Genomic DNA, 26,008 nt, shown 5'->3' on the forward strand with positions numbered 1-26,008 from the left:
GGGCATAACAAAGCGCCGTCAAAATTCGAACGCTGCCGGCGCGATGCCGGAACCAACAGGAGAGACGCGAAATGTTTAGAAAAATACTTTTCGGTGCCGTTTCCATCCTCGCCATGGCGGTGGGCGCGGTTCAGGCACAGGATCTGAAGGAATTCCGCGTCGGCATTCTGGGCGGCGAGAACGAAGCCGACCGCCTGCGCAACTACCAGTGCTTCGCCGACCACATCAAGCAAGTCCTCGGCGTCGAAAAAGTTTCGCTGTTCCCGGCCGCCGACTACGACGGCGTCATCCAGGGCCTGCTCGGCGGCACGCTCGACTTTGCCGAGCTCGGCGCTTCGGCCTATGCCAAGGTCTATCTCGAAAACAAGGACGCGGTTCAACCGATCCTGACGACGATCCAGACCGACGGCTCGACCGGCTACCGTGCGGTCATGGTTGCGCGTGCTGATTCCGGCATCAAGACGCTCGCCGACATGAAGGGTAAGAAGCTCGGTTTCGCCGATCCCGATTCGACTTCTGGTTACCTGATCCCGGTCACGTCACTGCCCAAGGACATCGGCATGGATGTGAAGAGCTACTTCGCGTCGACCGGTTTCGGCGGCGGCCATGAACAGCTTGTCCTTGAAGTCCTGAAGGGCACGTTCGATGCCGGCACCACCTGGGCCTCCGGCGTCGGCGACTTCAACGACGGCTACAGCTCGGGCAATCTGCGCAAGATGGTCGACAAGGGCGTCCTCAAGATGGATGACCTCGTCGAACTGTGGCAGTCGCCGCTGATCCCGAACGGCCCGCTGGTATTGCGTACGTCGATCGACGCCGGCGCCAGGCAGAAGATCACCGATTTCCTGACCAAGCTTCCGGAAACCGATCCGGCCTGTTTCTCGGCGATACAAGGCGGCGATTACAAGGGCTATTCACCGGTCACCCCAGAATTCTACCAGCCGATCATCGACGCCCGTAAGGCGAAGATCGGCTCTTAAGCAAACTGCCACAACGCCGCCGGGGCCACGTGCCGCCGGCGGCGTTGCCGCATCAGGGGCCGGGGATCTAGCGATGAGTGCGACCGAAATTTACCGCGCGCCCGCGCTTTCACCGGAGGGAGCCACCGTCGAGCGACACTGGCGCGATCTCGCCGCCCGCCGGCGCCTTTACACGATCGGCGGCCTGGTTTTGCTGTTTCTTGCACTCTCTGGCTCGCTCTGGTTTGCCAACGAAACCAACGCCGGAAAGTTCTTCGACCGCCTTCCCTACGTCGCCGACTTTTTCGCCGAATTGAAGCCGCGCGACTGGTTCGACCCGGTGCGCGCACTGTTCGACCTGCCGTCCCCCTATGACGACGGCAGCCTCAAGTTCGACTACCCGGAGGGCCGGGTCTACCTCACCCAGAGCATCTACATTCCGGAGTATTTCCACCGGATGGTCGAGACGCTGAACATCGCCCTGTTTTCGACGCTGGTGGGCGCCACATTCGGCTTCCTGCTCTGCTTCTTCGCCGCAGGCAATATCACGGCCAGCCGCTGGCTCCGTTTCTTCACGCGCCGCTTCCTTGAAATCGTCCGCGCCTTTCCGGAAATTGTCATTGCCGGCTTTTTCCTGGCGATTTTCTCGCTAGGGCCGATTCCTGCGATCATTGCGGTCAGCATCCATACCGTCGGCGCGCTCGGAAAGATGTTCTTCGAAGTCGTCGAAAATGCTGACATGAAGCCTGAAGAAGGCTTGCGGGCGGTGGGCGCCAATTGGGTCGAGCGGGTGTGGTTCGGCATCGTGCCTCAGGTCCTGCCCAACTTCATCAGCTATTTCCTGCTCCGCTTCGAGATCAATGTGCGCGCTTCGACCATACTTGGCGCCGTCGGCGCCGGCGGCATCGGCGAATCCCTGCGTCTTTCGATCGGCCGGGGCCATGAGGCCAAGACCATCGCCATCGTCTTCCTGCTGTTCTGCACGATTGTCGCCGTCGACCAGCTTTCGGCATGGCTAAGACATCGTCTTGTCGGCCGGCAGGCGTTCGCCTACGGGCGCGGAGAGTAAGAGAATGAACGCCGATGCCATCAACGACGTCGCCGCTCGCCACCCGGACGCTTTCCGGCGCTCGCCGTGGAAGCGCTACGCCACCCCGATCGGCATCCTTCTTTGCATTCTCTACACCTTCTATTGTTCGTGGTTCTTCTCGGTCGCCGGAGTTTTGGAAAAGGCGAACTGGAACCTTGCCGGCGCGTATCTCGCCGACTGGGTGTCTTACGAAATCCGGCCCGACATCGAATTCAAGGACAATCATCTGACAATCGACTACTCCCGCTTCTCCAAGCTGGGATCCAATCCAGATCCCGACTGGGTGGCCAAGCAGATGGCCGTCATCGAGCGGCAGGTCGAGGCAGTGCCGGCACCGGCGGTCGCGACCAACAAGTCGTCGCAGGATTCGTTCATGGCGCCTGGTGCGCCAACTGCCGAGAAGCCGGCCGCCCCCTCGGGCCAATCCGCTCCTGCGGTGCCTGAAACGGTGCGCGAAAACGCCGTCGTGGCGGCGACCGTCACCCTTGGCAATGGCCAGATCGCCGTCACGCCAAAGCTGGTCACCGTGACGCGCGGCGCCGAAACCGTCGTTTTTGACATCGCCAAGGGCAGTTCTGTGACACCGCGCACACCGCTGCCCGGCTGGATCGAGCAACGCAGGCCAGGCTCGACAGCCTATGTCTCGTTCGGATTTCTCGGCCGCGCTGAGGTGCAGAACGACGAGGTGGTCGCCTGGCGACGTTTCTTCGGCTGGGCCAATTTCGTGTTCGACACGAACTCGCCATTCTGGGGAAAGCCGTTCAGCGAGGTCGCTTCACTGATCGTCGCCGGGGCTCGCATCGACCCGGCGCGGTCAAACGCGGCGCTCGCCTGGGACAACATTTTGAACAACGCCGAGTGGCAGCACGGCGACGTCTGGCTGAAACTCTTGCAGACCATCGTCATGGCTTTTGTCGGCACCGTGCTGGCCTCGATCGTCGCCTTTCCGCTCGCCTTCCTGGCTGCGCGCAACGTCACGCCGAGCCGCATAGCCAACCAGGTGACAAAGCGCTTCTTCGATTTCCTGCGCTCGGTCGACATGCTGATCTGGGCGCTGTTTTTTACGCGCGGCTTTGGTCCTGGGCCGCTGGCCGGCATGTCGGCTATCTTCTTCACCGACACCGGAACCCTGGGCAAACTTTATTCCGAGGCGCTGGAAAACATCGACGACAAGCAGCGCGAGGGCATCCGCTCGGTTGGCGCCACCCCGGCAATGGTGCAGCGCTACGGCGTGCTGCCCCAGGTTCTGCCGGTATTCCTCAGCCAATCCCTCTATTTCTGGGAATCGAACACCCGGTCAGCGACGATCATCGGCGCTGTCGGCGCCGGCGGCATCGGCCTGAAATTGTGGGAGGCCATGCGCACCAACACCAACTGGGCCAATGTTTTCTACATGGTTCTGCTGATCCTGCTTGTCGTTTTTGTCTTCGACAGCATCTCCAGCTATCTCCGCCGCAAGCTGATGGGGACTGTCGCAAACAGCAATGATGAGCGGCGCGTTTCCGCCCGGCCGCCGGCAGTTCAGATCGCCTGAGAGGAAGGCTGCGTCCAGGCACCAGCCTTTTTCCAGCCGCTCTTGATGTGCTTGTAGCCGTCGCGGTAGACGGCTTCCGGGCTTTCCGAAAAATCGCGCCACACTTTGGTGGCCGCCGCCAAATCTTTCAGCGAGCGGCCGAAGGCCTCGATCGTCAGCCAGTCGTCATAGCCGCTCTTGCGGATGGCCGAAAACGTCTCTTGCCACGGAATATGGCCGCGCCCCGGCACGCCGCGATCATTCTCCGAAATATGGATATGGACGACATTTTTGCGGTTGCGCGAATAGGCGCCGATCGCGTCCGTCTCTTCGATATTGGCATGGAAAGTGTCGTACATCGCCTTGATGTGCGGCCGATCGATCGTGTCGACATGCTCCGACAGATCGTCCATCGTGTTGAGCAGATAGCATTCGAAGCGGTTGAGCGCCTCCAGCCCGATGGTGACGTTTTTGTTGCCAGCATGATCGCCGATGGCGCGTTGCGAGGCGACGGAGCGCTTTTTCTCCGCCGCCGTCGGTCCGCTGCCGGAGAAGGCGCCGAGCGTCGAATGCAGCGGGCCGCTCAGCGTCTTGGCGCCAAGCGCTTGTGTGCAGTCGATCGCCCATTTCATATAGTCGATGCCGGCCTTGCGCGTTGAGGCATCGGCCGAGATCAAATTCATCGCCGGATCGCCCATCGCCGAAACGGCGGTGCGCTCCAGCCCGATGCGGTCGAGCAGCGCACCGAGCTTCTTGTAGTCGTCCGGCGTGCCGGCAAAGATCGGTATCTCGACGCCGTCGAAGCCGGTCGCCTTGATATCCCTGAGCAGCGGCTCGTGTTTCTTCGACACGGCCGTCGTCCACAAAAACATGCACATGCCGATTTTCATCGACGCCCCCTCCCTTTTTGACGGCCGGCTGGCTCATCCGCCGACTTCGCCATAAGCCCCCTCATCCGGCCGCTTCGCGGCCACCTTCTCCCCCGCTGGGGAGAAGAGGCAGACGGCAGCGCCGGCGTCTCCTCTCCCCTCGGGGAGAGGTCGGATTGCCCCGAATTACCCTTGCAATTCGGTTGGCAATCTGGGTGAGGGGGCGCAGCGATCAAAGCTTCGTCCAGGCTGCGTTCTTCTTCGACGATTTCACGCAGGCCTCGATGAATGCCATGCCTTCGACACCGTCCTGGATGGTCGGGTAGATGACATCCTTAGCCGGCTTGCCACTCTTCCGGCGCGCCGCGCGGATGGCGCGGGCCGCCTCCTGGTAGATGTTGGCGAAGCCTTCGAGATAGCCTTCCGGATGGCCTGACGGAACGCGGCTGACGCGCCCGGCGACGGGCAGCGCGCCGGCGCCATTTCGAGTGATCAACTGCTTCGGCTGGCCGAACGGCGTGTACCAGAGGTAGTTCGGGTCGGCCTGCACCCATTCAAGCCCGCCTTTCGAGCCGTAGATGCGCAGCTTCAGCCCGTTCTCGTGGCCGGGCGCCACCTGGCTCGCCCACAACATGCCCTTGGCAGGGTGCGACTTGCCGACCGGCTTGAAGCGCAGCATCACATTGACATTGTCGTCGAGTTGCCGCCCCGGCACGAAGGCGTCGAGATCGGCGGAAAGCGCATCAAGCTCAAGCCCGCAGACGAAGCGTGCCAGATTGTAGGCATGCGTGCCGATGTCGCCCAGCGCGCCGCCGGCGCCGGCCTGTTTGGGATCCGAGCGCCACGCTGCCTGCTTCTGGCCGGTGGCGGCAAGGTCCTCGGTCAACCAGTCCTGCGGATATTCCGACTGCACGATGCGAATGTCGCCGAGCTGCCCCTTGGCTACCATCTCGCGCGCCTGCCGCACCATCGGATAGGCGGTGTAGTTGTGGGTGAGGACAAAGACCTTGCCGGTCTTTTCAACCAGTGCCGCCAGCTTCTTCGCTTCCGCCAACGTCGTCGCCAGCGGCTTGTCGCAAATGACGTGGATGCCGGCTTCGAGAAAGGCCTTCGCCGCCGGCACATGCACATTGTTGGGCGTGACGATGGCCACCGCCTCGATGCCGTCCGGCCGCTTGGCCTCGGCCTTGGCCATCTCGGCGAACGAGCCGTAGCTGCGCGCCGGATCGAGCCCGAGCTCCTCGGCCGAGGCCTTGGCACGCGCCGGGTCGGATGACAGGGCACCGGCGACCAGCACGAACTCATTGTCCATGCGCGCCGCGATCCGATGCACGGCGCCAATGAAGGCGCCTTGCCCGCCGCCGACCATGCCGTAGCGGATCGGGCCGCCTCCCGTTTCCGACTTCGATGCGCCGACCATGATTTTTCTCCCTCATATGAAATACCCCTCCCCCTTGAGGGGAGGGTGGCCCGAAGGGCCGGGAGGGGTCGGTCCATGCCGAGCTCTACGCCCAGCGACCCCACCCCGATCCGCTGCGCGGATCGACCCTCCCTCAAGGGGGAGGGAAAGCGGTGCTAGATTCCCATCATGGCGCGCAGCACCTTTTTATCGGTCGCGCTGCCGGCGAAGTCGTCGAATGCCTTTTCCGTCACCCTGATGATGTGATGCTGGATGAAGGGCGCGCCTTCGGCCGCGCCATCCTCGGGGTGCTTCAGGCAGCACTCCCATTCCAGAACCGCCCACGAATCGTAGTCGTATTGGGCGAGCTTGGAAAAGATGCCGCCGAAGTCCACCTGGCCATCGCCGAGCGAGCGGAAACGCCCGGCCCGGTTCGTCCAGCTCTGATAACCGGAATAGACGCCTTGCCGGCCGGTCGGATTGAACTCGGCATCCTTGGCGTGGAAGGCCTTGATCCGCTCGTGATAGATGTCGATGAATTCGAGATAGTCGAGCTGCTGCAGCAGGAAGTGCGACGGGTCGTAATTGATATTGCAGCGCTTGTGGCCGCCGACCGCGTCAAGGAACATCTCGAATGTCGCACCGTCGAAGACGTCCTCGCCCGGATGGATCTCGTAGCCAACATCGACGCCATTGTCCTCATAGACGTCGAGGATCGGCTTCCAGCGTTTTCCCAGTTCGGAAAACGCTTCCTCGATCAATCCCGCCGGCCGTTGCGGCCACGGATAAAGGTAGGGAAAAGCCAACGCTCCACAAAACGACACCGACGCCTTGAGCCCGAGGTTCTTCGAAGCCTTGGCGCCGAACTTCATCTGTTCGACCGCCCATTGCTGCCTGGCCTTCGGATTGTTGTGCACCGCAGGCGGTGCGAAGCCGTCGAACTGCGCGTCATAGGCCGGATGCACCGCCACCAACTGCCCCTGCAAATGCGTCGACAGCTCGGTGATCTCGACGCCGGCATCGCTGCAGATGCCCTTCACCTCGTCGCAATAGGCCTGGGAAGACGCCGCTTTCTCGAGGTCGAACAGCCGGCTGTCCCAGGTCGGGATCTGCACGCCCTTGTAGCCCAGCCCGGCCGCCCATCTGGTGATCGACGGCAGCGAATTGAACGGTGCGGCATCGCCCGCGAACTGCGCCAGAAACAGCCCAGGACCTTTCATTGTCGACGGCATCGGCATCCTCCCTCATTATCCACGACCAAGCATAGCGCCGATTGAAAGCAGGGCCAGCCTCTTTGGTCTTTTCTCGACAGGCGCTAGTGCGCACCGCCATTCTGGTATTACCAAATATGCTCGTTTGGTCAAGCGTCGCCACGCGCAACCGGCGCTGCGCAAATCAGCGGGCAGCGGCCAAATATGCCAGTTTAATCAAAGAAATAATCATGGGACGGGGCTGCCTTGCAGGATTTCTTGCCGTCCAGATGAAATTGCTGTAGACCTCTTTTCACGCCCAATTGGTCGAACCAGTTACGACGAATGCTGGAGCGCCTTGGGGAGGAACCATGCAACGCAATCTGGGGTGCGTCGCAGGCGAATTGTTACAGGCGAATTCTGGGAAGGACAGACCATGCATCTTTCGACGCACAACTGGATGCGGGCGGAACCGCTGGAGACGACGCTCAAGCGCATCAAGAAATTCGGCTATGAGTCGATCGAGATTTCCGGCGAGCCCGCGCAGTACAAGATCAATGAGACACGTGCCCTCCTGAAGGAGCACGGCATTCGCTGCTGGGGGGCGGTGACGCTGATGCTGGGCGAGCGCAATCTCGCCGCCAGGGACCAGGGCCAGCGCGAGCGCTCGGTGCAGTATGTCAAGGACGTGCTGACGATGATCAGCGAACTCGACGGCGAGATCATCACGCTCGTTCCCGCCACGGTCGGCAAGGTGGTGCCGGACGGCACCGAGGAAGAGGAATGGAAATGGGTGGTCGACGCCACCAGGGAATGCTTTACCCATGCCAAGAAAGTGGGCGTCAAGATCGCGGTCGAGCCGCTCAACCGGTTCGAGACCTATCTGTTCAACCGCGGCGCCCAGGCGCTGGCGCTGGCCGATGCGGTCAGCCCCGAATGCGGTGTCTGCCTTGACGCCTATCACCTCCATATGGAAGAGTTCAACGTCTACGATGCCATCCGGCAGGTCGGAAACCGCCTGTTCGATTTCCACGTCGCTGACAACAACCGCTTCGCCGCCGGTCTCGGACAGATCGACTGGCCGAAGATCGTCGGCACCCTGAAAGAAGTCGGTTACGACGGCGCGTTGACCAACGAGTTCGTCGCCCCTGTCGACCGCACGCCGGCTGCTCCCTATCCCGACATGGTCGATCGCAACCCGGTCGACATCTCGCCGGAGCAGCTCAAATTCATCCAGGACCACGGTTCCAGCGTGCTCACGGAAAAATTCTATACCGACCAGATGCGCATCACCGCCGAAACGCTGCTGCCGCTGATCAAGTAATCGATCTCTGGAAACCAGCCTTTCCGCCCGACGGCGGCCCCTCACGGCGGCAAGGCAGAGGATGAACATGCGCATCAAGACGGTCCAAGCCTGGTGGGTCCGCATACCGATCGAAGCCGCGCGGCAGCACCGCAGCGACTTCGGTCAGGTGACGACGTTCGACGCCGCAATCCTGCGTATCGAGACCGCCGATGGGCTGGTCGGCTGGGGCGAAGGCAAGAACGCCGCCGGCAGCACCGGCAGCTACGGCGCCCTCGTCCACATGCTGAACCATGAGGTCGGCCCGCAGCTGATCGGCTGCGATCCGGCCGACATCGGGGTGATCTGGGAGATGCTCTACAATGGCGTGCGCCACGACAGCGCCGCGCAAAACGGCCACGCCATGCCGCAACTGGCGCGGCGCGGCATCAGCGTCGCCGCGATCAGCGCCGTCGATATCGCATTGTGGGATATTCTGGGCAAGTCGTTGGGGCTTCCGGTTTGGCGGCTGCTCGGCGGCCGCAAGCTTGACCGCATGCCGGCCTATGCTTCCGGCGGCTGGGCCTCCACCGAGGCGATCGGCGAGCAGTTGAAATCCTATATCGCCAGGGGCGGCTTCAAGGCGCTGAAGATGCGGATCGGCGCGATGGACGGCGCTCCACACAATTCCGCCGCCCGCGTCCGCGCCGCAAGGCAGGCGCTCGGCCCCGAAGTCGACCTGATGGTCGATGCGCACGGCACCTATACGGTGGCGGAAGCCAAACGCTTCATCCATCTCGCCGGCGATCTCGATCTGGCCTGGTTCGAGGAGCCGGTCATCGCCGACGACAAGCCTGGGATGGCCGAAGTGCGGGCGTCCGGCTCCATCCCGATCGCCACCGGCGAAAGCGAAGCGACGCGCTATGCGTTCCGCGACCTCGCCACGCTCAAGGCTGCCGACATCTTCCAGCCTGACCCGGCCTTCTGCGGCGGCATCAGCGAGGCAATGAAGATCGGCACCATCGCCAGCGCCTTCAATCTGCGCTTCGCGCCGCATCTGTGGGCCGGCGCGCCTTGCTTCTTTGCCGGGCTGCATGTCTGCGCTGCTTCGCCGGCTAGCTTTACCGTCGAATATTCGCTCGGCGCCAATCCGATGATCCACGATCTGATCGAGGAGACTGTCGAAGCAAAGGACGGTATGATAGCGATCCCCGAGAAGCCTGGACTGGGATTCACCCTTTCGGAACGGTTCCTGGAGGCGCACGCGCTACGCGGCTGATCATGAAAGAAAAGAACCTTCTCGCGGAACTCGCCGCCTATCTGTTCTCCCACTCCGACAAGGCGACCGGCCGAACGCCGTCGGAGCGTGAACTGGCGGAGCATTTCGCCGTCAGCCGCGGCCAGATCCGCGAGGCGCTGGCCATCCTCGAAGCCATGCGCATCGTCGAGCGCCGAGCCAAGTCCGGCATCTACATCGACACCAAGCAGGCCAGCGTCGAGGCGATGGCGCTTTTTGCCAAGGCCGGCCTGCCGCTCGATCCGATCCAGATCTACGAGACCGTCGAGTTGCGCAAGATCCACGAGATCAAGGCTGCCGAGCTTGCCTGCTCGCGCGCCACCGAGGAAAATTTCGAGCGGCTGCGCGAAATCCTGAAGGCTTCGGAAGACCGTATTGCGGCGGGCGAGGGCCTCGCCAAGGAGGACCGCGAATTTCACCTTGAGATCGTGCGGGCAACCAAGAACAGCGTTTTTCACAACATATGCAGCCTCTATTACTTGATGGGCGAGCAACGCCTGCCGATCTACTTCAACGATCCCGAACGCAGCATGCGCTCGCATGCCGAGCACATCCAGATCTACGAGGCGCTGCTGCGCCGCGACGGCAACCTCGCCCAGGCGCTGATGAGCGCCCATCTGCAAGGCGCGGAAAGCTACTGGAAAGGCCTGATCGAGGGCGGCGGGGCAGAACCTCACAGCCCAGCGCTCGAACCGGTCTGACATGCCTAAGATCCTGACGACACACACGCTGCACCCGCGCGCCTCCGCCACGCTGACCGGCGCCGGCGAACTAGTCGTCGCCTCCGCCCTCGATGCCGACACGCTGGCGACTGAGGCGAGGGACGCCGATATCATCATCGTTCGCGCGCCACTGCCATCAGCGCTGTTCGAAGGGGCGACGAAGCTTCGGGCCGCAATCCGCCATGGCGCCGGGCTCGACATGGTTCCCATGGAAGCGGCCACGGCAGCCGGCGTGCTGGTGGCAAACGTGCCGGCGGTCAATGCGCGCTCGGTCGCCGAATACGTGATGTTCGCGGCGCTGGCACTGCTGCGGCGCTTCCGCATGGTGGACCGCGACCTGCGGTCGAAGGGTTGGCTGGCCGGCCGCGACCACACCATTCTCGCCAGCGAACTCGCCGGCAAGACGATCGGCATTGTCGGCTTCGGCGCCATCGGACAGGCAGTCGGCCATATCGCGGCACATGGTTTCGAGCTGAACGTGGTGGCGACGACGCGCAGCAGGAGGCCGGCGCCGGACAGGGTGGGGTTCCTGTCGATCGACGCGCTGGTCGAGCGGAGCGACATCATCGTTCTGTGCTGCCCGCTGACAGCGGAGACGCGCGGCCTGATCAACCGCGAGCGCATCGGTCGAATGAAGCCGCACGCGCTGCTGATCAATATTTCGCGCGGACCGGTGATCGACGACGAGGCGCTGATCGAAGCCCTGCAGAAGGACCGTATCGGCGGTGCCGCGCTCGATGTCTTTGCAACGCAGCCGCTGCCGCCCAATCACCCCTATTTCGGCTTCGACAATGTCATTGTCACGCCGCATATGGCCGGCATCACCGAGCAGTCGATGATGCGCATGGGCGTCGGTTCGGCTGATGAAACCTTGCTGGTGCTGGCCAACAAATTGCCGATCAATCTGCGCAATCCCGAAGTGGTTGAGCACTACCGGCGACGGTTCCCGGCCGACGCGTAGCGCTACCGCCGTTTCGCCCAATTTCTGCACGACGCTGCTCCCCATGCTCGTTTTTCGCCGCACGCCGCTGCTTGTTGCGATCGTTTCGATCTGCGTCCTGCCCTCGGTCGCTGCGGCCGAGAGCAATTACGTCTATTGCGACAACGGCCTGCGGTGCGTGATGGCGCCCTGTCCGTCGAACAGCGCGCTCGACCTTGCCACGGGCAAGATCATCAAGGGCGTGTCGATCGACATCGAGGAACTGCCGCCGCAGGACAAGGCACCCGATCTTTCGGACAAGCTCTACGCCGGCAAGGTCGTCGTTGTTGGCTCCATCGAGAACCGAACCCAGACCCTCAACGGCAAGAAATACACTCTGCCATGGCTGGTCGCGACCGGTATCGAACGCGCGTCCAGGGACAGCGAACGCGGCCACTGTTCGTCGCAATAACGTTCACATCTTCAACGGCCAAGCAGTGCCTCGACTCCCGCCGCGATGCGCAGGAGCCGCTGGTCGTCGCCGTGGCGCGCCACCAGCATCAGCCCGGCCGGGCGCGCCATTCCCGGCATTGGCAGCGAGATCGCGCAGAGGTCGAACTGGTTGGCGACCTGCGTGTTGCGCAGCAGAAGGCCTTCCGTACGCTCACACAGAGCTTCGTCGCTGGTCATCGACACGATGGTCGGCGCGGTGACCGGCGTGGTCGGCAGGGCCAGCACATCGACAGACGCCAGCCGCTCGTCCATGGCGGCGACAAGCGCCGTGCGGCGGCGGATTGTCCTTATATAGGCCGTGGCCGGCACGGCGGCGGCGCGCGACAACGGCTCGCTCACCCGCGGATCGACCGGCGTCGCCGCACCTGTCGCCAGCCAATCTGCATGGACCGCGGCGCCCTCCATTGCCGCAATCGAGGCCCGCCTGGTTACCGCGCGCAAATCGGCGAGGACGTCATCAATGGACAGATCGGCGAGGCGTGCACCGGCGAGTTCCAGCTTGCGAGCACATCGCTCGAACGCCGCCGCGACCTCTTCTTCGGTATCCTCGAAGAGCACGCCGCGCGGAACGCCGATGCGCAGTCCGGCAAGCGGAAGCGGAACAAGAGCCGCGAACTCTTCGCCCGCCATCACCGCGTCGGCTGCCGCACATTCGGCGACGGTGCGCGCAAGCGGGCCGATGGAGTCGAGCGTGTCGGACAGCGGGAAAACGCCATCGCGCGGTACCCGCCGCGCCGTCGGCTTGAAGCCGACGACACCGTTCAGCGCCGCCGGAATACGCACCGAGCCGCCGGTGTCGGAACCGATCGAGATCTCGCTCGTGCCTTCGGCAACGGAAACACCGGCGCCGGAGGATGAACCACCGGCGATCCGGCCGGCGTCGGTCGCATTGCCGGGCGTGCCATAATGCGGGTTGACGCCGATTGCGGTGAAGGCGAATTCGGTCATGTTGGTCTTGCCGAAGATCACCGCGCCCGCTTGCCGCAGCCGCCGCACGATGACGGCATCCCGCAGCGCCGGCGCTGCGGTCCTGAGCAACAACGAACCGGCCGTGGTCGGCTCGCCGGCGACATCGAACAGGTCCTTGATCGACAGAATTGTTCCGTCGAGCGGCCCGAGCGTCACGCCGGCTCTGCGCTTGGCATCGGCGGCATCGGCTGCTGCTCGTGCGGCTTCCGGATAGAGTTTTACGAATACGCTTTCATTGTCGGCGCGGACGGTGAGACGCGAAAGGACGGCTTCGAGGCGGTCGCGGGCTGATTGCATGGCACAGTCTACTTTTTTATTGTCGCCCGAACAGCCCAGCACACTGACGTCATAGCTCTAGCGATAGCCAGTCGCATCTGCTGGTTTGCCGGCGTCCTGAACCTCGGGAACGTAGCGCCACGCGTCAGGCCGCGAGCCGTCGAGATCGGTAAAGCCGTAGACCTGCGCCAGCCCGCCACTCGACAGCGACCGTCCGTTCCAGCGCGAACGGTCCGGGTCCGCCGCAAGCGCCGCCACTGCGCGCCCGATAAAGCGCGGGGTCTCGGAAATGACGAAATGCGGCACTTTTGCTGTCGCATCACGCCAGTTGTCCTCGGTCACCCCGAAAGCTTCCAACATCATTTCCGAACGCAGCCAGCCGGGTGTCAGCGAAATCGAGGTGGCGCCGTGCGGGGCGAGGTCCTTGGCATGGGCCCAGGCCATACGGGTCACCGACACTTTGGCGAGGTCATAGAACGGCGAGAGCCGATAATGCTCGGCATTATACTCCGCGGTGCCGTCGGTGACTTCGACCAGCAGGCCGCCCGGGCGCTCGATCAGAAGCGGCAGCGCGTAGTGTGCGGTGATCAGATGCGTGTCGATGCCCAGCCGCAACATGCGCAAACCATTCGTGAGATCATGTTCCCAGACCGGCTTGTTCCATTCGAACAGTTTCTCGCCGCCCCAAATGTCGTTGACCAGCACATCGAGGCGGCCCTGCTCGGCACGTATCCGGTCGACCAGCTTGCGCACGTCTTCGGCAACCAGATGGTCGACTTGCACAGCGATGCCATGGCCGCCTTGCGCTGAAACAAGCTCCGCCGTTTCCTCGATGGTTTCCGGGCGGGCGTATTCGGACTGATGCGCGCGTGTCGTCCGCCCGGTGACGTAGACCGTCGCGCCCGCGGCACCCAGTTCGACAGCAATGCCTCTCCCCGCACCGCGCGTGGCGCCAGCGACCAAAGCGACTTTTCCCTCAAGCGTCATTGAACTCCCCAGACTCTGACCAACCAATGCTCTGACCAACCAATGCTGGCCTTCTTCAATGTTAAGATATATAAATGATCATTCGGTTATAAATGGATGTCAAGATGCCTCGGCAAAAAACGCAATCCGACGAGGACGTGCTGGAAGCGGCGCACCGGCTGATCCACAGGCATGGCCCCGAGGCACTCACATTTGAACGGCTGTCCCAAATTTGCGGGCTCTCCGGCTCGACCCTGGTGCAGCGGTTCAAGAACAAGGCCACGCTCAGGCAAAGAACCTTGCTGCAGGCATGGGACAGGCTGGACGCGAAGACGACAACGCTCGCAGAAGCGACACCGAGGACCCCTTTTGGCGCGATCGAATTGCTGGTGGCGCTGTCACGCGACTATGGCGGCATCGAATCCTATGCCGAGGGCCTGCTCGTCCTGCGCGAAGATCTGCGCGATCCGGTGCTTCGCGCGCGGGGGGCGTCGTGGAAGGCATCCCTGTGCAACATCCTCGACTCTTGCTTTGCCTCTGTCGTCGACACGCCGTTGGACATCGGCCTGCTGATGGCATCGCACTGGCAAGGTTCGCTGCTTTGGTGGAGTTTCGACCCGAAGGCCGAAGTTGCATCCTACGTCGAAGACAGTCTGGGCCGTTTTGTCACCGCAATCGTCAAGGCCCGAAAACCATAACCGATATTCGGGCCAGTTCTTGGAGGCGTCCTAGGGGGGACGCACCTCCGGATGGCTTAGGTTGCGCTCCTCGGGCCGAGCAGGAACGCCGCCAAGGCCGCCAGCAACGTCGCGATCCCGCAATAGGCGAAAGCGCTGGCAACGCCGGCATTGTCGACCAGCAGGCCGCCGAAAACGGCACCCAGCGCGATGGCAACCTGGAACGTGGCGACCATCAGCCCGCCAGCGCTTTCTGCCTGGTCGGGAGCGGCTCGCACAAGCCAGGTTTGCAGCCCGACCGGCACCGCGCCAAAGGCAAAACCCCAGGCGGCCACCGCTATCGCCGCCACCGCGGGCGAAGCGCCGATGGTCAGCAGCAGAAGTGCCGCGACCGCAATCAGCAGTGGCGCCAGGCCCACCGCGGTCTTGAGGCTTCGTTCGGCCATGAAGGCGCCGGCAAAGTTGCCGAAGAAGCCACCGATGCCGTAGGCGAGAAGCACAAGCGAGATCGTCTCGATGTCCAGCGCGGGCACCTTCTCGAGAAACGGGCGGACATAGGTGAAGCCGGCAAAATGTCCCGAGGCGACCAACAGGACCACCAGGAGCGCAACCCTGATCATCGGCCGCTTTATTACCTCCAGCAAAGTCCGAAAGCTTGCCACGCCCGCCGGCGGCAGCTTCGGAAGGGTGGCGATCTGCACCAGCAGCGCCAGGGCGCCGACAACAGCCGCGATCATGAACGCCGTTCGCCATCCCCAGATGTCGCCGACATAGGCACCGACCGGGGCCGCACAGACGGTCGCCACCGAAACGCCGGTGAGGATGATCGACATGGCGCGCGGCATCAGCCGCATCGGGACAAGCCGCATCGCCATGGCCGCCGACATCGACCAGAAGCCGCCGAGGCTGATCCCGAGCATGATGCGGGCGATCAGAAGGACGGGAAGCGAGGACGCAAACGCCGCCAACAGGTTCGACAGGATCAGCAGCACGGTCAGTCCCCACATGACGAGCCTGCGGTCCAGCCGTTTGGTGACGATGGCCATGGTCGGAGCGGCTATCGCGCCGACAACGGCGGTTGCCGTCACCGCCTGGCCGGCGGTGCCTTCGGTCACACCGAGATCCTGCGCCAGCGGCGTCAGCAGGCTGGCAGGCAGGAATTCCGCGGTCACCAGCCCAAACACACCGAGCGCGAGGGATACGACCGCTCCCCACGCCGGCTCGGCTCGTTCATCGGTTTCCGCCGGATCGAGAACGGCTGACATGACGCCTGTCGCGGGTTCGGTCATGATGGGATCTCCGATGGTTGCAGCGCGCAACATTTGGCTGCAGTGCAACATAGGGGGTGACCGCCTGGAGTTTCCATGCTAGAAACACCATCATGCTTGACCATTCGTCCAAAGTTCCGGTCACCGGCGATCCGCTGACAGACATACTGCGCGGGTTACGGCTCGACGGCGTCGAATATGGCCGTTGTGAAATGCAGGAGCCTTGGGGCCTCCAGTTTCCGGCCCAGACGGCGGCGCGGTTTCACTTCATCGGCCGCACAGGATGCTGGTTGCTGCAGCCGTCCGGCGAATGGGTCGAGCTCAAGGCGGGCGACGCGGTGCTGCTGCCGCGCGGCGCCGCACACGTCCTGGCGAGCGAGCCGGGCACCGAGGCTTCGCCGATCCAGGGTTACGAGGTCGGAGAGGTCTGCAAGGGCGTTTACTGCCTGTCCAACGAAGGCTGTCGGCCGGGGACGCTGCTGTTTTTCGGCAGCATGTATTTCAACCTCGACGGTTTGCACCCATTGCTCGGCATGATGCCGGACGTGATGCGCGCGCACGAGTTGGAAGCCTATGAACCTGGTATCCCGCATCTGCTGGAGGCCATGGCCCGCGAAGTGACGATGGAGCGTGTCGGCTCCGGCGGCATTCTGGCACGGCTTGCCGATGTGCTGGCCGCCACCGTCATTCGCTCATGGGTCGAGCGCGGCTGCGGCGACTCGTCCGGCTGGATTGCGGCGGTGAGGGATCGCGAGATCGGCCGCGTGCTGGCCGCGATCCACCTCGAACCGGACCGCGACTGGACGGTGGAAACGCTGGCCAGGATGATGGGCGCCTCGCGATCAGGCTTCGCCGAACGCTTCGCGACAATCGTCGGCGAAACGCCGGCCAAATATGTCACCCAGGTGAGAATGCACCAGGCACGGCAATGGCTGGTCCGCGACCGGTTGAAGATTTCCGTCGTCGCCGCACGGCTGGGTTATGAATCCGACGCGTCGTTCAGTCGGGCGTTCAAGCGCGTCATCGGATCGGCTCCCAGCCATTTCCGGGCCGAGGAACAGGCTGAGACCCGCCAAGCCGGCTAAACCTGGCCACAGGCTTCAAGCCGCCTGGCATCCTCCCGCCCAACAGACGCGCATTTTTGCGCGACGCGCTTTAGCCTGCGTGACGAAGGCTTATCCCGGTACCCTTGTCGAACAGCACCACCTTGTCCGGATCCCAGGCAAAGCGCACTGGCTGCTCGATCTCGACATCGGTTCTGGCCGGCACCGTGGCCCGCAACATGGCGTCGCCGACCCGCAGCGTCAGGATCTTTTCGACGCCATGGTTCTCGACATCATGGACGCGCGCTTCGACCGACGCCCCGCTCTCGAGATAGAGATCCTCGGGACGAATACCGAAGACGAGCGGGCGACCGTCGGTCTCGCCGCTCGTCCTGGCCCCCCCTGCAAAAGGCAGTTCGAAATTCAGCGGCGCCATCACCGCGCGGCCGTTGACGAGCTTGCCGTCGATGAGGTTCATCGGCGGCGAGCCGACGAAGCTCGCCACATAGGTGTCGCGCGGATTGTTGTAGATATCATAGGGCGTGCCGGTCTGGACGATGCGGCCATGGTTGAGCACGCCAACCTTGTCGCCCATCGACATCGCCTCGATTTGATCGTGCGTGACGAACAGGAAGGTCTGGCCAAGGTTCATCTGGATGTTCTTCAGCTCGGTGCGCAGCGCCTCGCGCAACTTGGCGTCGAGCGCCGACAGCGGCTCATCCATCAGGAACACGCGCGGCTTCCTGACGATGGCGCGACCAATCGAGACGCGCTGCATCTCGCCGCCAGAGAGGCGATCCGTCTTGCGGTCGAGCAGATGCTCGATACGCAAGGTCTTGGCAACGCGGTCGACACGCCTCTTGATCTCGTCGGGCTCGATGCGGCGGATTTTCGGCTTCAGCGGGAATTCGAGATTTTCGCGCACCGTGTAGCGCGGATAGAGCGAGTATTGCTGCAGCACCAGCGCCACGTCGCGCTCGGCCGCACCCCAGTCAGCGACATCAGCGCCGTCGATGAATATCTGCCCTTCGTCCGGTTTTTCCAGGCCGGCGATCATGCGCAGCGTCGTCGTCTTGCCGGCGCCGGTCTCGCCGAGCAGCACGAAGAACTCGCCGTCGGCAATGTCGAGATTGAGCCCGGTCAATGCGGTGTGATTGCCGAATGTCTTTGAGATGTTCTTGAGCTGGATATGGGCCATCAGAGTCTCACCCCCAGCGAATTGCCGCTTGCCGTGTCGAAGAAATGCGCCTGCGCCGGGTCGAGCTTGGCGAAGACCTGGACCCCCGCCTTGCCGACGAAACCGGAACGGGTTCGGGCGCGCAGCATCTGTGTCCCGACCTTGAGGTCGACGATGTCGTAGGAGCCAAGCGGTTCGATGATGTGCGCCTCGACCGGCAGATAACCGTCCGCCGGCTCGCGCGAGACTATCACACCTTCGGGGCGAATGCCGAGTGAGAGGCGGTCCTGCCCGACGTTCGCGGCGTCGAGCTGGCCGACCAGTTCGGCCGGGAAAACGAACCCTTCCGCGGCACCGTCGACGGTGACCCTGGCGCCGGAACCGTTCATCGTCACCGCTGCGTTGGCGATGTTCATCACCGGCGAGCCAACGAATTGCGCGACGAACAAATTGGCCGGGCGCGTATACACTTCCGATGGGCTGCCCACCTGTTGCAGAACGCCCTCATGCATGATGACGATGCGGTCTGCAAGGCTCATCGCCTCGATCTGGTCGTGGGTGACGTAGATGGTGGTTGAGCCCTGCTTGATGTGCAGCCGCTTGATCTCCGCGCGCATCTCCTCGCGCAGCTTGGCGTCGAGCGCGCCGATCGGCTCGTCCATCAGCATCGCCTTCGGCCGCCGCACCAGCGCCCGGCCGATTGCCACGCGCTGCATGTCGCCACCCGACAGCGCCGACGGCTTCTTGCCGAGCAGATCGTTGATCTGCAGCACTTTGGCGACCGAGCGCACCTCGCCGTCGATCTCCGACTTGCTCTTGCGCATGGCGCGTAACGGAAAAGCGATGTTCTCGTAGACGCTCATATGCGGATAGAGCGAGAACGACTGGAAAACCATGGCGATGTCGCGGTCGGCAGCTTTGAGATGCTGGACCGGCTTGCCGTCGATGAGGACATCGCCGCCGTCGATCGTCTCAAGCCCGGCGATGGCGCGAAGCGTCGTCGTCTTGCCGCAGCCCGACTGGCCGAGCAGCACGATGAACTCGTTGTCGTCGATCTTGAGGTTGAGGTCCTTGATGACCTGGACGGCGCCGAAGAATTTCTGGACGCCACGAAGCTCGATCTGGGTCATGCGTGACCTTCTTTTTCCGGCGCGCCGGTCGCCTGCGGCTTCTGCCTTGGACCGACCCAGCCGGTGATCATGAACGTCAGCAGCCCGACGATGATGATCGTCAGCCCATAGCGGTGCAGGAAGAGGTTCCACGGCTGACAGAGCGCGATGATGCCGCACACCATCACGATCTCGGCCGTGCGCTGGATTGTAGCATGGCGGATCATTTGCGAATCGCTCCGAAGGACATGCCGCGCAAGAGGTGGTTGCGCAACAGGAAGGTGAAGATCGCGACCGGCAGCAGGAACAGGAAGGTTCCGGCGGCAATCACCGTCCAGTCCGACAGGCCGGAACCGACCTGGCTTGGAATGAACGGCGGCGCCGTCTGGGCCCGCCGGTTGGTCATGATCAGCGCGAAGGCATATTCGTTCCACGCGGTGATGAAGCAGAACACGGCGGTGGCGGCGATGCCGGTGGCCGCCTCCGGCAGCACGATCTTGAAGAAGGCCTCCATGCGCGTATAGCCGTCGACGAGCGCCGCCTCCTCGTACTCCTTCGGAATTTCGTCCATGAACCCCTTCATCAGCCATACAGAGAAGCTGAGGTTGAAGGCGGTGTAGAGGATGATCAGGCCCCAATGCGTGTCGTTGAGGCCGACCGCCCGGTACATCAGGAACATCGGGATCGCCACCACCACCGGCGGCAGCATGCGCGTCGACAGGATGAAGAAGAGCAGGTCCTGTTCCCCCTTTATCTTGAAGCGCGAGAAACCGTAAGCGGTGAAGGTGCCCATGCCGACGGCAAGGATCGTCGAGGTGATGGCCACGATCAGCGAATTCATGAAGCGGCTCGGATAACCGGACCACTGCACCTCGCCCTTGCCCGAGCGCACCACCTTCTCGCCGCCGTCAAACACCAGTCGCTCCCACCACGGGGCGGCGGCGTATTGTTCCGGCGTCGGCGCAGTGCGCAACTGCGACCGCTTGGTGAACAGCTTTACGAAGGGCGATATCTCAGGCTGGAAGACCACCGTCGGTGGAATGGTGGTGGCAAGGTTGCGCGGCTTGAACGCCGTCGAGGCTATCCAGTAGATCGGCGCCAGGAATATAATCGTGACGATCAGCACACCGACGATGGCGAGCTTGTTGAGCGAACGCTCGGCAGAGGTGGTGACAGCGGCCATGCTAGCGCTCCTTCACCTTGTTCAGGTATTTGACGTAGATGTTGGTGATCGCCAGGATCATGATCAGCACGATGTAGGCGAGCGCGCAGGAGCGCCCAGTCTGCCATTCCTGGAACGCCATCTTGTAGAGCCGGATCGAGATCACCTCGGTGGTTGGCTGGCTGGTCAGGATGTAGGCAAGATCGAATGTCTTGAACGCCTCCATGGTGCGAAAGATGATCGCGATCATCAGGATCGGCGCGACCAGGGGCAGCGTAATGCGAAAGAACGTATAGAACGAGCCGGCGCGGTCGATCGCGGCCGCCTCGTAGAGGTGCTTCGGCACCGCCGACAGGCCGGCGAGCGACAGCAGCATGACGAAGGGCGACCACATCCAGATGTCGGTGATGGCAACCGCGTAGAGCGCCATGTCGGGGTTGGACAGCCACTCGAAGGAGCCGAGGCCGAGCGTATAGTTGATGATGCCGAAGGACGGATCGTAGAGCAGTTTCCAGAACAGGCCGACAACAGCCATCGACAGCATCATCGGCAACAGCAGCAGTGTCGTCAGCAGGCCCTTCAACGGGATATCCCGGTTGAGCAGCAACGCCACGCCGAAGCCGACGACGACCTGGCCGACCACGGAGACGATGACATATTTGGCGGTGATGGCGAAATTCGACCAGATGAACGGGTCGTTGAGCAGCTCGCGGTAATTCTGCAGTCCGACGAAAGTTGCCGGTGCCGCGCCCGATGCGCGAAAGTCGGTGAACGAATAGCCGAGCGAATAGAGCAATGGAAAGATGTTGAAGACGATCAGGAAAACGATCGTCGGAATGATGAAGAGATTGCGGATCGTAAGGTCGCTCATACCGCGGGCGGCGGAGCGCGACTTGGGATCCAGCGTGGTCATGACTGCAGTGGCCAAGGGCCGTTCCTCCGGAAAAGAAAACGGAAGGGGCGGGCTCCCGCCCCCTCCGAGCGTTAGTGCCGTTTACTTCACGCGGTTGTATTTCTTGAACGTCGCGTTCCAGTCCGCGGCGAGCGCATCGAGCACTTCCTTGGCCGTGCCCTGATTGCCGGTGATGTACGGATAGACGCGTTGGTTCATCTGGATGAGCAGCTCGGCATATTCCGGCGTCGCCCAGAAGTCCTTCACCTTGAACATGGTTTCGTAGAAGGCCTTGTTGTAAGGCGTGGCGTTCTGGAATTCAGGCGACTCGAGCACCTTGGCGCTTGCCGTGTAACCGCCGAGTTCCGCCCATTTCTTCTGCGTCTCGTCCTTGATGAACCATTCCAGGAACTTCATCGCCTCTTCCTGATTCTGCGAATAGGAGATGACGGAGATGCCCTGGCCGCCGAGCGCGGCGAACTGGTCGCCGTTCGGTCCTGGAGGGTTGGCGAAGAAGCCGGTGACCTTGGCATTCGGGTTGGAGGCTTCGTTGATGAGCGCCGGGAAGAAAGCGAAGTAGTTCATGCTCATCGCCGCCAGGTTCTCGGTGATCGCCTGGTTGTCCTCGATGAAGAAGCTCTTGGCCCAACCAGGAGGGGTGAAGGAATAGAGCTCCTTGTAGGCCTCGAGCGCCTTGACGTTCTGCTCGGAGTTGATGATCCCGTCGACCTTGTAAGTGGAATAGTCGCCAAGTTCGCCGCCGAAGGAGAAAATGGCGTTCTCGACGCCCATCACCAGAGCATCGTACGAGTTATCGGTGTAGATGGCGACGCCGTAGCGCTTCTCGTCGGGACGGTGGAAGAATTCGGCGATGTCGCGCAGCTGCTTCCAGTCCTTCGGCACGCCGAGATCGTAGCCGTACTTGGCTTTGAAGGCTTCCATCTCCTTCGGGTCTTCGAACCAGTCCTTGCGATAGGACCAGCCGACCGCGTCGCCCTCGGCCGGTATCGACCAGTATTTGCCGGAGTTGGACGGATATTCGGCGTAGTATTTCACCGTTGCCGGCGCCATCACTTCCTTCAGATTGTGCTTGTTGAAGAAGTCGGTGAGGTCGACATAGTGGCCTGCCTCGGAGGCCGCGCCAATCCACTGCGAATCGCCGACGACCATGTCGTAGGCGCTGCCCTTGGCGTTGAACTCGGTGAACGCCTTGGTCTGGAAATCCGGCCACGGCGTCGTTTCGACCGTGACCTTCACGCCGCTCTCGGCCTCGTAAAGGTTGACGAGTTCCTGCAAATAGTTCGCCGGATCCCACTCAGCCCAGAAGATGGTGAGTTCCTTATCCTGCGCGTAGACAGACGTTCCGCAGGCGAGCACTAAGCCGATACCAGCAAGCATGCTGGTCATTGTCTTGCGCATGATGATTTCCTCCCTTGTGCGCATTCTACCGTATCATCCGAGCCGGCGGCGACGCCGGCCCTGGTAGTTCCTTCCGTGATGGCGCCGTTCCGGTTTTCGAGCCTCCTCGCCCAACCGGAAATGGATCGCAGCCCTCACTTTCGATCCGCTATATTGTCCTGATCTGGTATTACCAATTTCGGACGCACGTCAAGCTCTTTCTTGGACGATGGCAGGGCCTCAGACAAGCAGATTCCAGCAACATCTGTCTGTTTTTCTTAAATTTTCCTACTCGTTGATACGCAAGGCTCTTGTTCGCGGTACGGCACGCCGACTATTGTCAGTAGTAGGCGTCCCCATCTGGTCGAACCAGATCGATACTATTCCGCAGCTGTCGCCGGCGCGCTTCTGCCTCCTCCAGTCATCGATTCCATCACCGCGGCCCGCACCAGGGCGCCAGCTGCCCATTGCGCTACCGACATCATCTTGCGGCTGTCCAGCCCCCATATATCCTTCAGCACGATCAGCACTTCGACTCCGAAGATCAGCGACAGGGCCTGTGCCAGGCGGTTGAATTCGCGTGGCGGCAGCCGGTGCTTGAGCGGTGCGATCGCGTCCTTGAGCAAATCGATGCGATGGCCGCGCGTGAAGGCTGGCTCGCCGTCCAGCGTGCCGGCCTGCCGCCGTGCCCACTGGTCGAGCGACAGCTTCAGCGCCGCCTTGAACGTCGCCTCGAAGGCTTCGATGCGTGGCATGGCCGTGTCGAACAGCTCGACGACGCGGCGCTCGGGATCGGCCGAGGCCGACTTCCAGGTGAGGATCGGCCCGAGCCCTTCGTCGACCACCGCCTGCACCAGCGCCGACTGGCTTGGAAAATACCGATAGGCGGTGGCGCGGGAGACTTCCGCCGCTTCGGCGACCTCGCTGACTGAGGGCGTGGCGCCCGCCTGCATCAGCCTTGTCGCCGTCTCCAGCATCAACCGCCTTGTGCGGGCGCGCGGCCCGCGCGCCGCTGCAGAACCGGCATCGTCGGGCACTGTCACTGGTTGACGTGAGACATTCATGTCAATATGATACGCACGTCTCAAAAAATTGCAATGGCCTTTCGCGCTGCCGAACGGCCGGGGCAAAAGAGCGGCCGGCAACTACGCCGAGTGCGCCTTGAACCGGGGAAACGCAATGAAGCGCGTCTATGTGGTGGGCACCGCCGACACCAAGGGTGAGGAACTCGCCTTTCTGGCCGATGCGGTCGCCGCCACCGGTGCTGCTGTCACCCGCGTCGACGTCGGAACGCGCAACGCGACCGTGCCGGTCGATGTCTCGGCCGAAGAGGTCGCCGGCCACCATCCCGACGGCAGCACCGCCGTGCTGGGCGTCGACGACCGCGGCACCGCGGTGGCGGCAATGGCCATCGCCTTCACCCGGTTTGTCCAGTCGCGCACCGATATATCAGGCATGATCGGCATCGGCGGCGGTGGCGGCACTTCGATCATCACGTCAGGCATGCGCGCGCTGCCGCTCGGCCTGCCCAAGATCATGGTCTCGACGCTCGCCTCGGGCGACACCGCGCCTTATGTCGATGTCTCCGACATCGTCATGATGCCGTCGGTGACCGACATGGCCGGCCTGAACCGGCTGTCTCGCGTCGTGCTGCACAACGCTGCCCAGGCAATAGCAGGCATGGCTGCGAAACCGGCGCCGCCCCCCGACGGCAAACCATCGATCGGGCTCACCATGTTCGGCGTGACCACGCCATGCGTGACGTCCATCGCCGAGCAGCTTCGTTCGACCTATGACTGCATGGTCTTCCATGCCACCGGCACCGGCGGCCGCACCATGGAGAAGCTGGCCGACAGCGGCTTGCTGTCCGGCGTCATCGACATCACGACGACAGAAGTCTGCGACCTCCTGTTTGGCGGCGTTCTGCCGGCAACCGAAGACCGTTTCGACGCGATCGCCCGCACGAAACTGCCCTATGTCGGCTCGGTCGGCGCGCTCGACATGGTGAATTTCTGGGCGCCGCCGACCATTCCGGAACGCTATAGCGGACGGCTGTTTTACGAGCACAATCCGAACGTGACGCTGATGCGCACGACGCCTGACGAAAGCCGCAGGATCGGCGAATGGATCGGCGCCAAACTGAGCCTCTGCGACGGTCGGGTCCGCTTCCTCATTCCCGAAAAAGGCGTTTCGGCGCTCGACATCGAAGGCGGCGCCTTCTTCGACCCTGAAGCCGATGCAGCACTCTTCGAGGCCATCGAGCGCACGATCATGCCGGATAACACACGTCGCGTGGTCCGCTTGCCGCTGCACGTCAACGATCCCGAATTCGCCAAGGCTGCGGTTGCGGCTTTTCTCGACATCGCCAGACAGTGAGAGACGAAGCCATGCCCGCCATACCGCGCAAGAAGATCCTGGAAAAGTTCCGCAAAATGATTGCCGGCGGCGTGCCGATCGTCGGCGGCGGCGCCGGCACCGGGCTGTCGGCCAAGGCCGAGGAGGCCGGCGGCATCGACCTGATCATCATCTACAATTCCGGCCGCTACCGCATGGCCGGCCGCGGCTCGGCTGCCGGCCTGCTCGCCTATGGCAACGCCAACGAGATCGTCAAGGAAATGGCCTATGAGGTGCTGCCGGTGGTGAAGAAGACGCCGGTGCTGGCCGGCGTCAACGGCACCGATCCCTTCGTCATCATGCCGCTGCTGCTGGCCGAGCTAAAGACGATGGGTTTTTCCGGCGTGCAGAACTTTCCGACCATCGGCCTGTTCGACGGCCAGATGCGGCAGAGTTTTGAGGAAACCGGCATGGGCTTCGGGCTCGAGGTCGACATGATCGCCGCGGCACACGAACTCGATCTGCTGACGACGCCCTATGTATTCAACCCCGATGAGGCGCGCGCCATGACCAAGGCCGGTGCTGACATTGTCGTCGCTCATATGGGGGTGACCACCGGCGGCTCGATCGGTGCGACGTCGGCCAAATCGCTCGACGACTGCGTGACCGAGATCGACGCCATCGCTGAAGCGGCGCGTGCGGTACGCAAGGATGTCATCCTGCTTTGCCATGGCGGGCCGATCTCGATGCCGGACGATGCCCGCTATATCCTCGAACGCTGCAAGGGCCTGCACGGCTTTTACGGGGCAAGCTCGATGGAGCGGCTGCCGGCGGAAGCGGCGATCGCCAGGCAGACTGCCGATTTCAAGGCGGTCTCGCTGGAGCATCGGACCCAAAAGTCGGAACCGGTTTTGGGAAAATCCGATGCGCAAACGAAAAAAAGCGGCGCCAAGACGACCGCGAAGAAAAAGAAGGGATGAGACG

General features: G+C 62.7%; 25 protein-coding genes. 12 read left to right on the forward strand and 13 right to left on the reverse strand.

The window, feature by feature from the left end; genetic code table 11:
• Nucleotides 1-71: 71 nt before the first annotated feature.
• The 3 genes from phnD (at nucleotide 72) to phnE (AC0L2R_RS19310) (ending at nucleotide 3,583) form a co-directional block, all read left to right on the forward strand.
• Complete coding sequence (phnD, locus tag AC0L2R_RS19300) at nucleotides 72-980, forward strand: phosphonate ABC transporter substrate-binding protein (RefSeq protein ID WP_473510845.1); 909 nt, start codon at nucleotides 72-74, stop codon at nucleotides 978-980.
• A 73-nt stretch (nucleotides 981-1,053) separates the two neighbouring features.
• On the forward strand, nucleotides 1,054-2,028 hold the full coding sequence (phnE, locus tag AC0L2R_RS19305; RefSeq protein WP_473510847.1) for a phosphonate ABC transporter, permease protein PhnE: 975 nt from the start codon (nucleotides 1,054-1,056) through the stop codon (nucleotides 2,026-2,028).
• A 4-nt stretch (nucleotides 2,029-2,032) separates the two neighbouring features.
• Nucleotides 2,033-3,583, forward strand: coding sequence for a phosphonate ABC transporter, permease protein PhnE (gene phnE / locus AC0L2R_RS19310; protein ID WP_473510848.1), 1,551 nt, complete (start codon nucleotides 2,033-2,035; stop codon nucleotides 3,581-3,583).
• Here the strand turns inward: phnE (AC0L2R_RS19310) and AC0L2R_RS19315 are convergent.
• The 3 genes from AC0L2R_RS19315 to AC0L2R_RS19325 all read right to left on the reverse strand — a co-directional run bounded on the left by AC0L2R_RS19315 (nucleotide 3,571) and on the right by AC0L2R_RS19325 (nucleotide 7,062).
• Entirely contained in the window at nucleotides 3,571-4,452 is an 882-nt protein-coding gene (locus AC0L2R_RS19315) for a sugar phosphate isomerase/epimerase family protein (RefSeq protein WP_473510850.1), read from the reverse strand. The genes phnE (AC0L2R_RS19310) and AC0L2R_RS19315 overlap by 13 nt on opposite strands.
• 211 nt (nucleotides 4,453-4,663) lie before the next feature.
• Nucleotides 4,664-5,851: a Gfo/Idh/MocA family protein gene (locus AC0L2R_RS19320; RefSeq protein ID WP_473510852.1), complete on the reverse strand. Its 1,188-nt coding sequence runs from the start codon at nucleotides 5,849-5,851 to the stop codon at nucleotides 4,664-4,666.
• Nucleotides 5,852-6,006: 155 nt separating this feature from the next.
• On the reverse strand, nucleotides 6,007-7,062 hold the full coding sequence (locus AC0L2R_RS19325; protein WP_287066992.1) for a sugar phosphate isomerase/epimerase family protein: 1,056 nt from the start codon (nucleotides 7,060-7,062) through the stop codon (nucleotides 6,007-6,009).
• Between the two features lie 394 nt (nucleotides 7,063-7,456).
• Here AC0L2R_RS19325 and AC0L2R_RS19330 point away from each other — a divergent pair, with 394 nt between their 5' ends.
• The 5 genes from AC0L2R_RS19330 to AC0L2R_RS19350 all read left to right on the forward strand — a co-directional run bounded on the left by AC0L2R_RS19330 (nucleotide 7,457) and on the right by AC0L2R_RS19350 (nucleotide 11,712).
• Nucleotides 7,457-8,344: a sugar phosphate isomerase/epimerase family protein gene (locus tag AC0L2R_RS19330; protein ID WP_473510853.1), complete on the forward strand. Its 888-nt coding sequence runs from the start codon at nucleotides 7,457-7,459 to the stop codon at nucleotides 8,342-8,344.
• A gap of 67 nt (nucleotides 8,345-8,411) precedes the next feature.
• Nucleotides 8,412-9,581: a mandelate racemase/muconate lactonizing enzyme family protein gene (locus AC0L2R_RS19335; RefSeq protein WP_473510855.1), complete on the forward strand. Its 1,170-nt coding sequence runs from the start codon at nucleotides 8,412-8,414 to the stop codon at nucleotides 9,579-9,581.
• Between the two features lie 2 nt (nucleotides 9,582-9,583).
• The gene (locus AC0L2R_RS19340; RefSeq protein ID WP_027153131.1) at nucleotides 9,584-10,300 is read left to right on the forward strand and encodes a FadR/GntR family transcriptional regulator; all 717 of its coding nucleotides are present in this window, start codon (nucleotides 9,584-9,586) and stop codon (nucleotides 10,298-10,300) included.
• A gap of 1 nt (nucleotide 10,301) precedes the next feature.
• Nucleotides 10,302-11,282 carry a hydroxyacid dehydrogenase gene (locus AC0L2R_RS19345; RefSeq protein ID WP_473510857.1) on the forward strand — a complete coding sequence of 327 codons (981 nt, stop codon included), beginning with the start codon at nucleotides 10,302-10,304 and terminating at the stop codon, nucleotides 11,280-11,282.
• 43 nt (nucleotides 11,283-11,325) lie between these two features.
• Nucleotides 11,326-11,712: a hypothetical protein gene (locus AC0L2R_RS19350; protein WP_473510859.1), complete on the forward strand. Its 387-nt coding sequence runs from the start codon at nucleotides 11,326-11,328 to the stop codon at nucleotides 11,710-11,712.
• Between the two features lie 11 nt (nucleotides 11,713-11,723).
• Here the strand turns inward: AC0L2R_RS19350 and AC0L2R_RS19355 are convergent, their stop codons facing one another.
• Nucleotides 11,724-13,019, reverse strand: a complete 1,296-nt coding sequence (locus tag AC0L2R_RS19355) for an amidase (protein ID WP_473510861.1) — start codon at nucleotides 13,017-13,019, stop codon at nucleotides 11,724-11,726.
• 57 nt (nucleotides 13,020-13,076) lie between these two features.
• Complete coding sequence (locus AC0L2R_RS19360) at nucleotides 13,077-13,985, reverse strand: SDR family oxidoreductase (RefSeq protein WP_473510863.1); 909 nt, start codon at nucleotides 13,983-13,985, stop codon at nucleotides 13,077-13,079.
• A 104-nt stretch (nucleotides 13,986-14,089) separates the two neighbouring features.
• Here AC0L2R_RS19360 and AC0L2R_RS19365 point away from each other — a divergent pair, with 104 nt between their 5' ends.
• Nucleotides 14,090-14,662 (forward strand): TetR/AcrR family transcriptional regulator, encoded by a 573-nt coding sequence (locus AC0L2R_RS19365; RefSeq protein ID WP_473510864.1) that lies wholly within the window; start codon nucleotides 14,090-14,092, stop codon nucleotides 14,660-14,662.
• Nucleotides 14,663-14,718: 56 nt separating this feature from the next.
• On the opposite strand, the gene AC0L2R_RS19370 is transcribed toward AC0L2R_RS19365, so the two are convergent.
• Nucleotides 14,719-15,930: an MFS transporter gene (locus AC0L2R_RS19370; RefSeq protein ID WP_473510866.1), complete on the reverse strand. Its 1,212-nt coding sequence runs from the start codon at nucleotides 15,928-15,930 to the stop codon at nucleotides 14,719-14,721.
• Nucleotides 15,931-16,022: 92 nt separating this feature from the next.
• On the opposite strand from AC0L2R_RS19370, the gene AC0L2R_RS19375 reads away from it, so the two are divergent.
• On the forward strand, nucleotides 16,023-16,994 hold the full coding sequence (locus AC0L2R_RS19375) for an AraC family transcriptional regulator (RefSeq protein WP_287303083.1): 972 nt from the start codon (nucleotides 16,023-16,025) through the stop codon (nucleotides 16,992-16,994).
• Nucleotides 16,995-17,064: 70 nt separating this feature from the next.
• On the opposite strand, the gene AC0L2R_RS19380 is transcribed toward AC0L2R_RS19375, so the two are convergent.
• The 7 genes from AC0L2R_RS19380 to AC0L2R_RS19410 all read right to left on the reverse strand — a co-directional run bounded on the left by AC0L2R_RS19380 (nucleotide 17,065) and on the right by AC0L2R_RS19410 (nucleotide 23,754).
• On the reverse strand, nucleotides 17,065-18,150 hold the full coding sequence (locus AC0L2R_RS19380) for an ABC transporter ATP-binding protein (protein WP_473510868.1): 1,086 nt from the start codon (nucleotides 18,148-18,150) through the stop codon (nucleotides 17,065-17,067).
• Nucleotides 18,150-19,259, reverse strand: coding sequence for an ABC transporter ATP-binding protein (locus AC0L2R_RS19385; RefSeq protein ID WP_473510870.1), 1,110 nt, complete (start codon nucleotides 19,257-19,259; stop codon nucleotides 18,150-18,152). The genes AC0L2R_RS19380 and AC0L2R_RS19385 overlap by 1 nt, the downstream gene beginning before the upstream one ends.
• Nucleotides 19,256-19,465 carry a hypothetical protein gene (locus AC0L2R_RS19390; protein WP_095493280.1) on the reverse strand — a complete coding sequence of 70 codons (210 nt, stop codon included), beginning with the start codon at nucleotides 19,463-19,465 and terminating at the stop codon, nucleotides 19,256-19,258. Before AC0L2R_RS19390 ends, AC0L2R_RS19385 begins: the two co-directional genes overlap by 4 nt.
• On the reverse strand, nucleotides 19,462-20,421 hold the full coding sequence (locus AC0L2R_RS19395; protein ID WP_473510872.1) for a carbohydrate ABC transporter permease: 960 nt from the start codon (nucleotides 20,419-20,421) through the stop codon (nucleotides 19,462-19,464). Before AC0L2R_RS19395 ends, AC0L2R_RS19390 begins: the two co-directional genes overlap by 4 nt.
• Nucleotide 20,422: 1 nt before the next feature.
• Nucleotides 20,423-21,328, reverse strand: coding sequence for a carbohydrate ABC transporter permease (locus AC0L2R_RS19400; protein ID WP_473510873.1), 906 nt, complete (start codon nucleotides 21,326-21,328; stop codon nucleotides 20,423-20,425).
• Nucleotides 21,329-21,394: 66 nt separating this feature from the next.
• A complete protein-coding gene (locus AC0L2R_RS19405) occupies nucleotides 21,395-22,711 on the reverse strand; it encodes an extracellular solute-binding protein (RefSeq protein ID WP_023797333.1) in 1,317 nt (438 codons plus the stop codon).
• Between the two features lie 359 nt (nucleotides 22,712-23,070).
• Nucleotides 23,071-23,754: a TetR/AcrR family transcriptional regulator gene (locus tag AC0L2R_RS19410; RefSeq protein WP_473510874.1), complete on the reverse strand. Its 684-nt coding sequence runs from the start codon at nucleotides 23,752-23,754 to the stop codon at nucleotides 23,071-23,073.
• A 115-nt stretch (nucleotides 23,755-23,869) separates the two neighbouring features.
• Between AC0L2R_RS19410 and AC0L2R_RS19415 the strand changes: the two genes are divergently transcribed.
• The gene (locus tag AC0L2R_RS19415; protein WP_473510875.1) at nucleotides 23,870-25,066 is read left to right on the forward strand and encodes a Tm-1-like ATP-binding domain-containing protein; all 1,197 of its coding nucleotides are present in this window, start codon (nucleotides 23,870-23,872) and stop codon (nucleotides 25,064-25,066) included.
• A gap of 11 nt (nucleotides 25,067-25,077) precedes the next feature.
• Entirely contained in the window at nucleotides 25,078-26,004 is a 927-nt protein-coding gene (locus AC0L2R_RS19420) for a phosphoenolpyruvate hydrolase family protein (RefSeq protein WP_473510877.1), read from the forward strand.
• Nucleotides 26,005-26,008: the final 4 nt, after the last annotated feature.

Source organism: Mesorhizobium sp. WSM4820 (assembly GCF_055811075.1).

Bases quoted from the DNA above. Each gene is read 5' to 3' on its own strand.
- phnD (WP_473510845.1), top strand. From the start codon at position 72: ATGTTTAGAAAAATACTTTTCGGTGCCGTTTCCATCCTCGCCATGGCG.
- phnE (WP_473510847.1), top strand. From the start codon at position 1,054: ATGAGTGCGACCGAAATTTACCGCGCGCCCGCGCTTTCACCGGAGGGA.
- phnE (WP_473510848.1), top strand. From the start codon at position 2,033: ATGAACGCCGATGCCATCAACGACGTCGCCGCTCGCCACCCGGACGCT.
- AC0L2R_RS19315 (WP_473510850.1), bottom strand. From the start codon at position 4,452: ATGAAAATCGGCATGTGCATGTTTTTGTGGACGACGGCCGTGTCGAAG.
- AC0L2R_RS19320 (WP_473510852.1), bottom strand. From the start codon at position 5,851: ATGGTCGGCGCATCGAAGTCGGAAACGGGAGGCGGCCCGATCCGCTAC.
- AC0L2R_RS19325 (WP_287066992.1), bottom strand. From the start codon at position 7,062: ATGCCGTCGACAATGAAAGGTCCTGGGCTGTTTCTGGCGCAGTTCGCG.
- AC0L2R_RS19330 (WP_473510853.1), top strand. From the start codon at position 7,457: ATGCATCTTTCGACGCACAACTGGATGCGGGCGGAACCGCTGGAGACG.
- AC0L2R_RS19335 (WP_473510855.1), top strand. From the start codon at position 8,412: ATGCGCATCAAGACGGTCCAAGCCTGGTGGGTCCGCATACCGATCGAA.
- AC0L2R_RS19340 (WP_027153131.1), top strand. From the start codon at position 9,584: ATGAAAGAAAAGAACCTTCTCGCGGAACTCGCCGCCTATCTGTTCTCC.
- AC0L2R_RS19345 (WP_473510857.1), top strand. From the start codon at position 10,302: ATGCCTAAGATCCTGACGACACACACGCTGCACCCGCGCGCCTCCGCC.
- AC0L2R_RS19350 (WP_473510859.1), top strand. From the start codon at position 11,326: ATGCTCGTTTTTCGCCGCACGCCGCTGCTTGTTGCGATCGTTTCGATC.
- AC0L2R_RS19355 (WP_473510861.1), bottom strand. From the start codon at position 13,019: ATGCAATCAGCCCGCGACCGCCTCGAAGCCGTCCTTTCGCGTCTCACC.
- AC0L2R_RS19360 (WP_473510863.1), bottom strand. From the start codon at position 13,985: ATGACGCTTGAGGGAAAAGTCGCTTTGGTCGCTGGCGCCACGCGCGGT.
- AC0L2R_RS19365 (WP_473510864.1), top strand. From the start codon at position 14,090: ATGCCTCGGCAAAAAACGCAATCCGACGAGGACGTGCTGGAAGCGGCG.
- AC0L2R_RS19370 (WP_473510866.1), bottom strand. From the start codon at position 15,930: ATGACCGAACCCGCGACAGGCGTCATGTCAGCCGTTCTCGATCCGGCG.
- AC0L2R_RS19375 (WP_287303083.1), top strand. From the start codon at position 16,023: ATGCTTGACCATTCGTCCAAAGTTCCGGTCACCGGCGATCCGCTGACA.
- AC0L2R_RS19380 (WP_473510868.1), bottom strand. From the start codon at position 18,150: ATGGCCCATATCCAGCTCAAGAACATCTCAAAGACATTCGGCAATCAC.
- AC0L2R_RS19385 (WP_473510870.1), bottom strand. From the start codon at position 19,259: ATGACCCAGATCGAGCTTCGTGGCGTCCAGAAATTCTTCGGCGCCGTC.
- AC0L2R_RS19390 (WP_095493280.1), bottom strand. From the start codon at position 19,465: ATGATCCGCCATGCTACAATCCAGCGCACGGCCGAGATCGTGATGGTG.
- AC0L2R_RS19395 (WP_473510872.1), bottom strand. From the start codon at position 20,421: ATGGCCGCTGTCACCACCTCTGCCGAGCGTTCGCTCAACAAGCTCGCC.
- AC0L2R_RS19405 (WP_023797333.1), bottom strand. From the start codon at position 22,711: ATGCGCAAGACAATGACCAGCATGCTTGCTGGTATCGGCTTAGTGCTC.
- AC0L2R_RS19410 (WP_473510874.1), bottom strand. From the start codon at position 23,754: ATGAATGTCTCACGTCAACCAGTGACAGTGCCCGACGATGCCGGTTCT.
- AC0L2R_RS19415 (WP_473510875.1), top strand. From the start codon at position 23,870: ATGAAGCGCGTCTATGTGGTGGGCACCGCCGACACCAAGGGTGAGGAA.
- AC0L2R_RS19420 (WP_473510877.1), top strand. From the start codon at position 25,078: ATGCCCGCCATACCGCGCAAGAAGATCCTGGAAAAGTTCCGCAAAATG.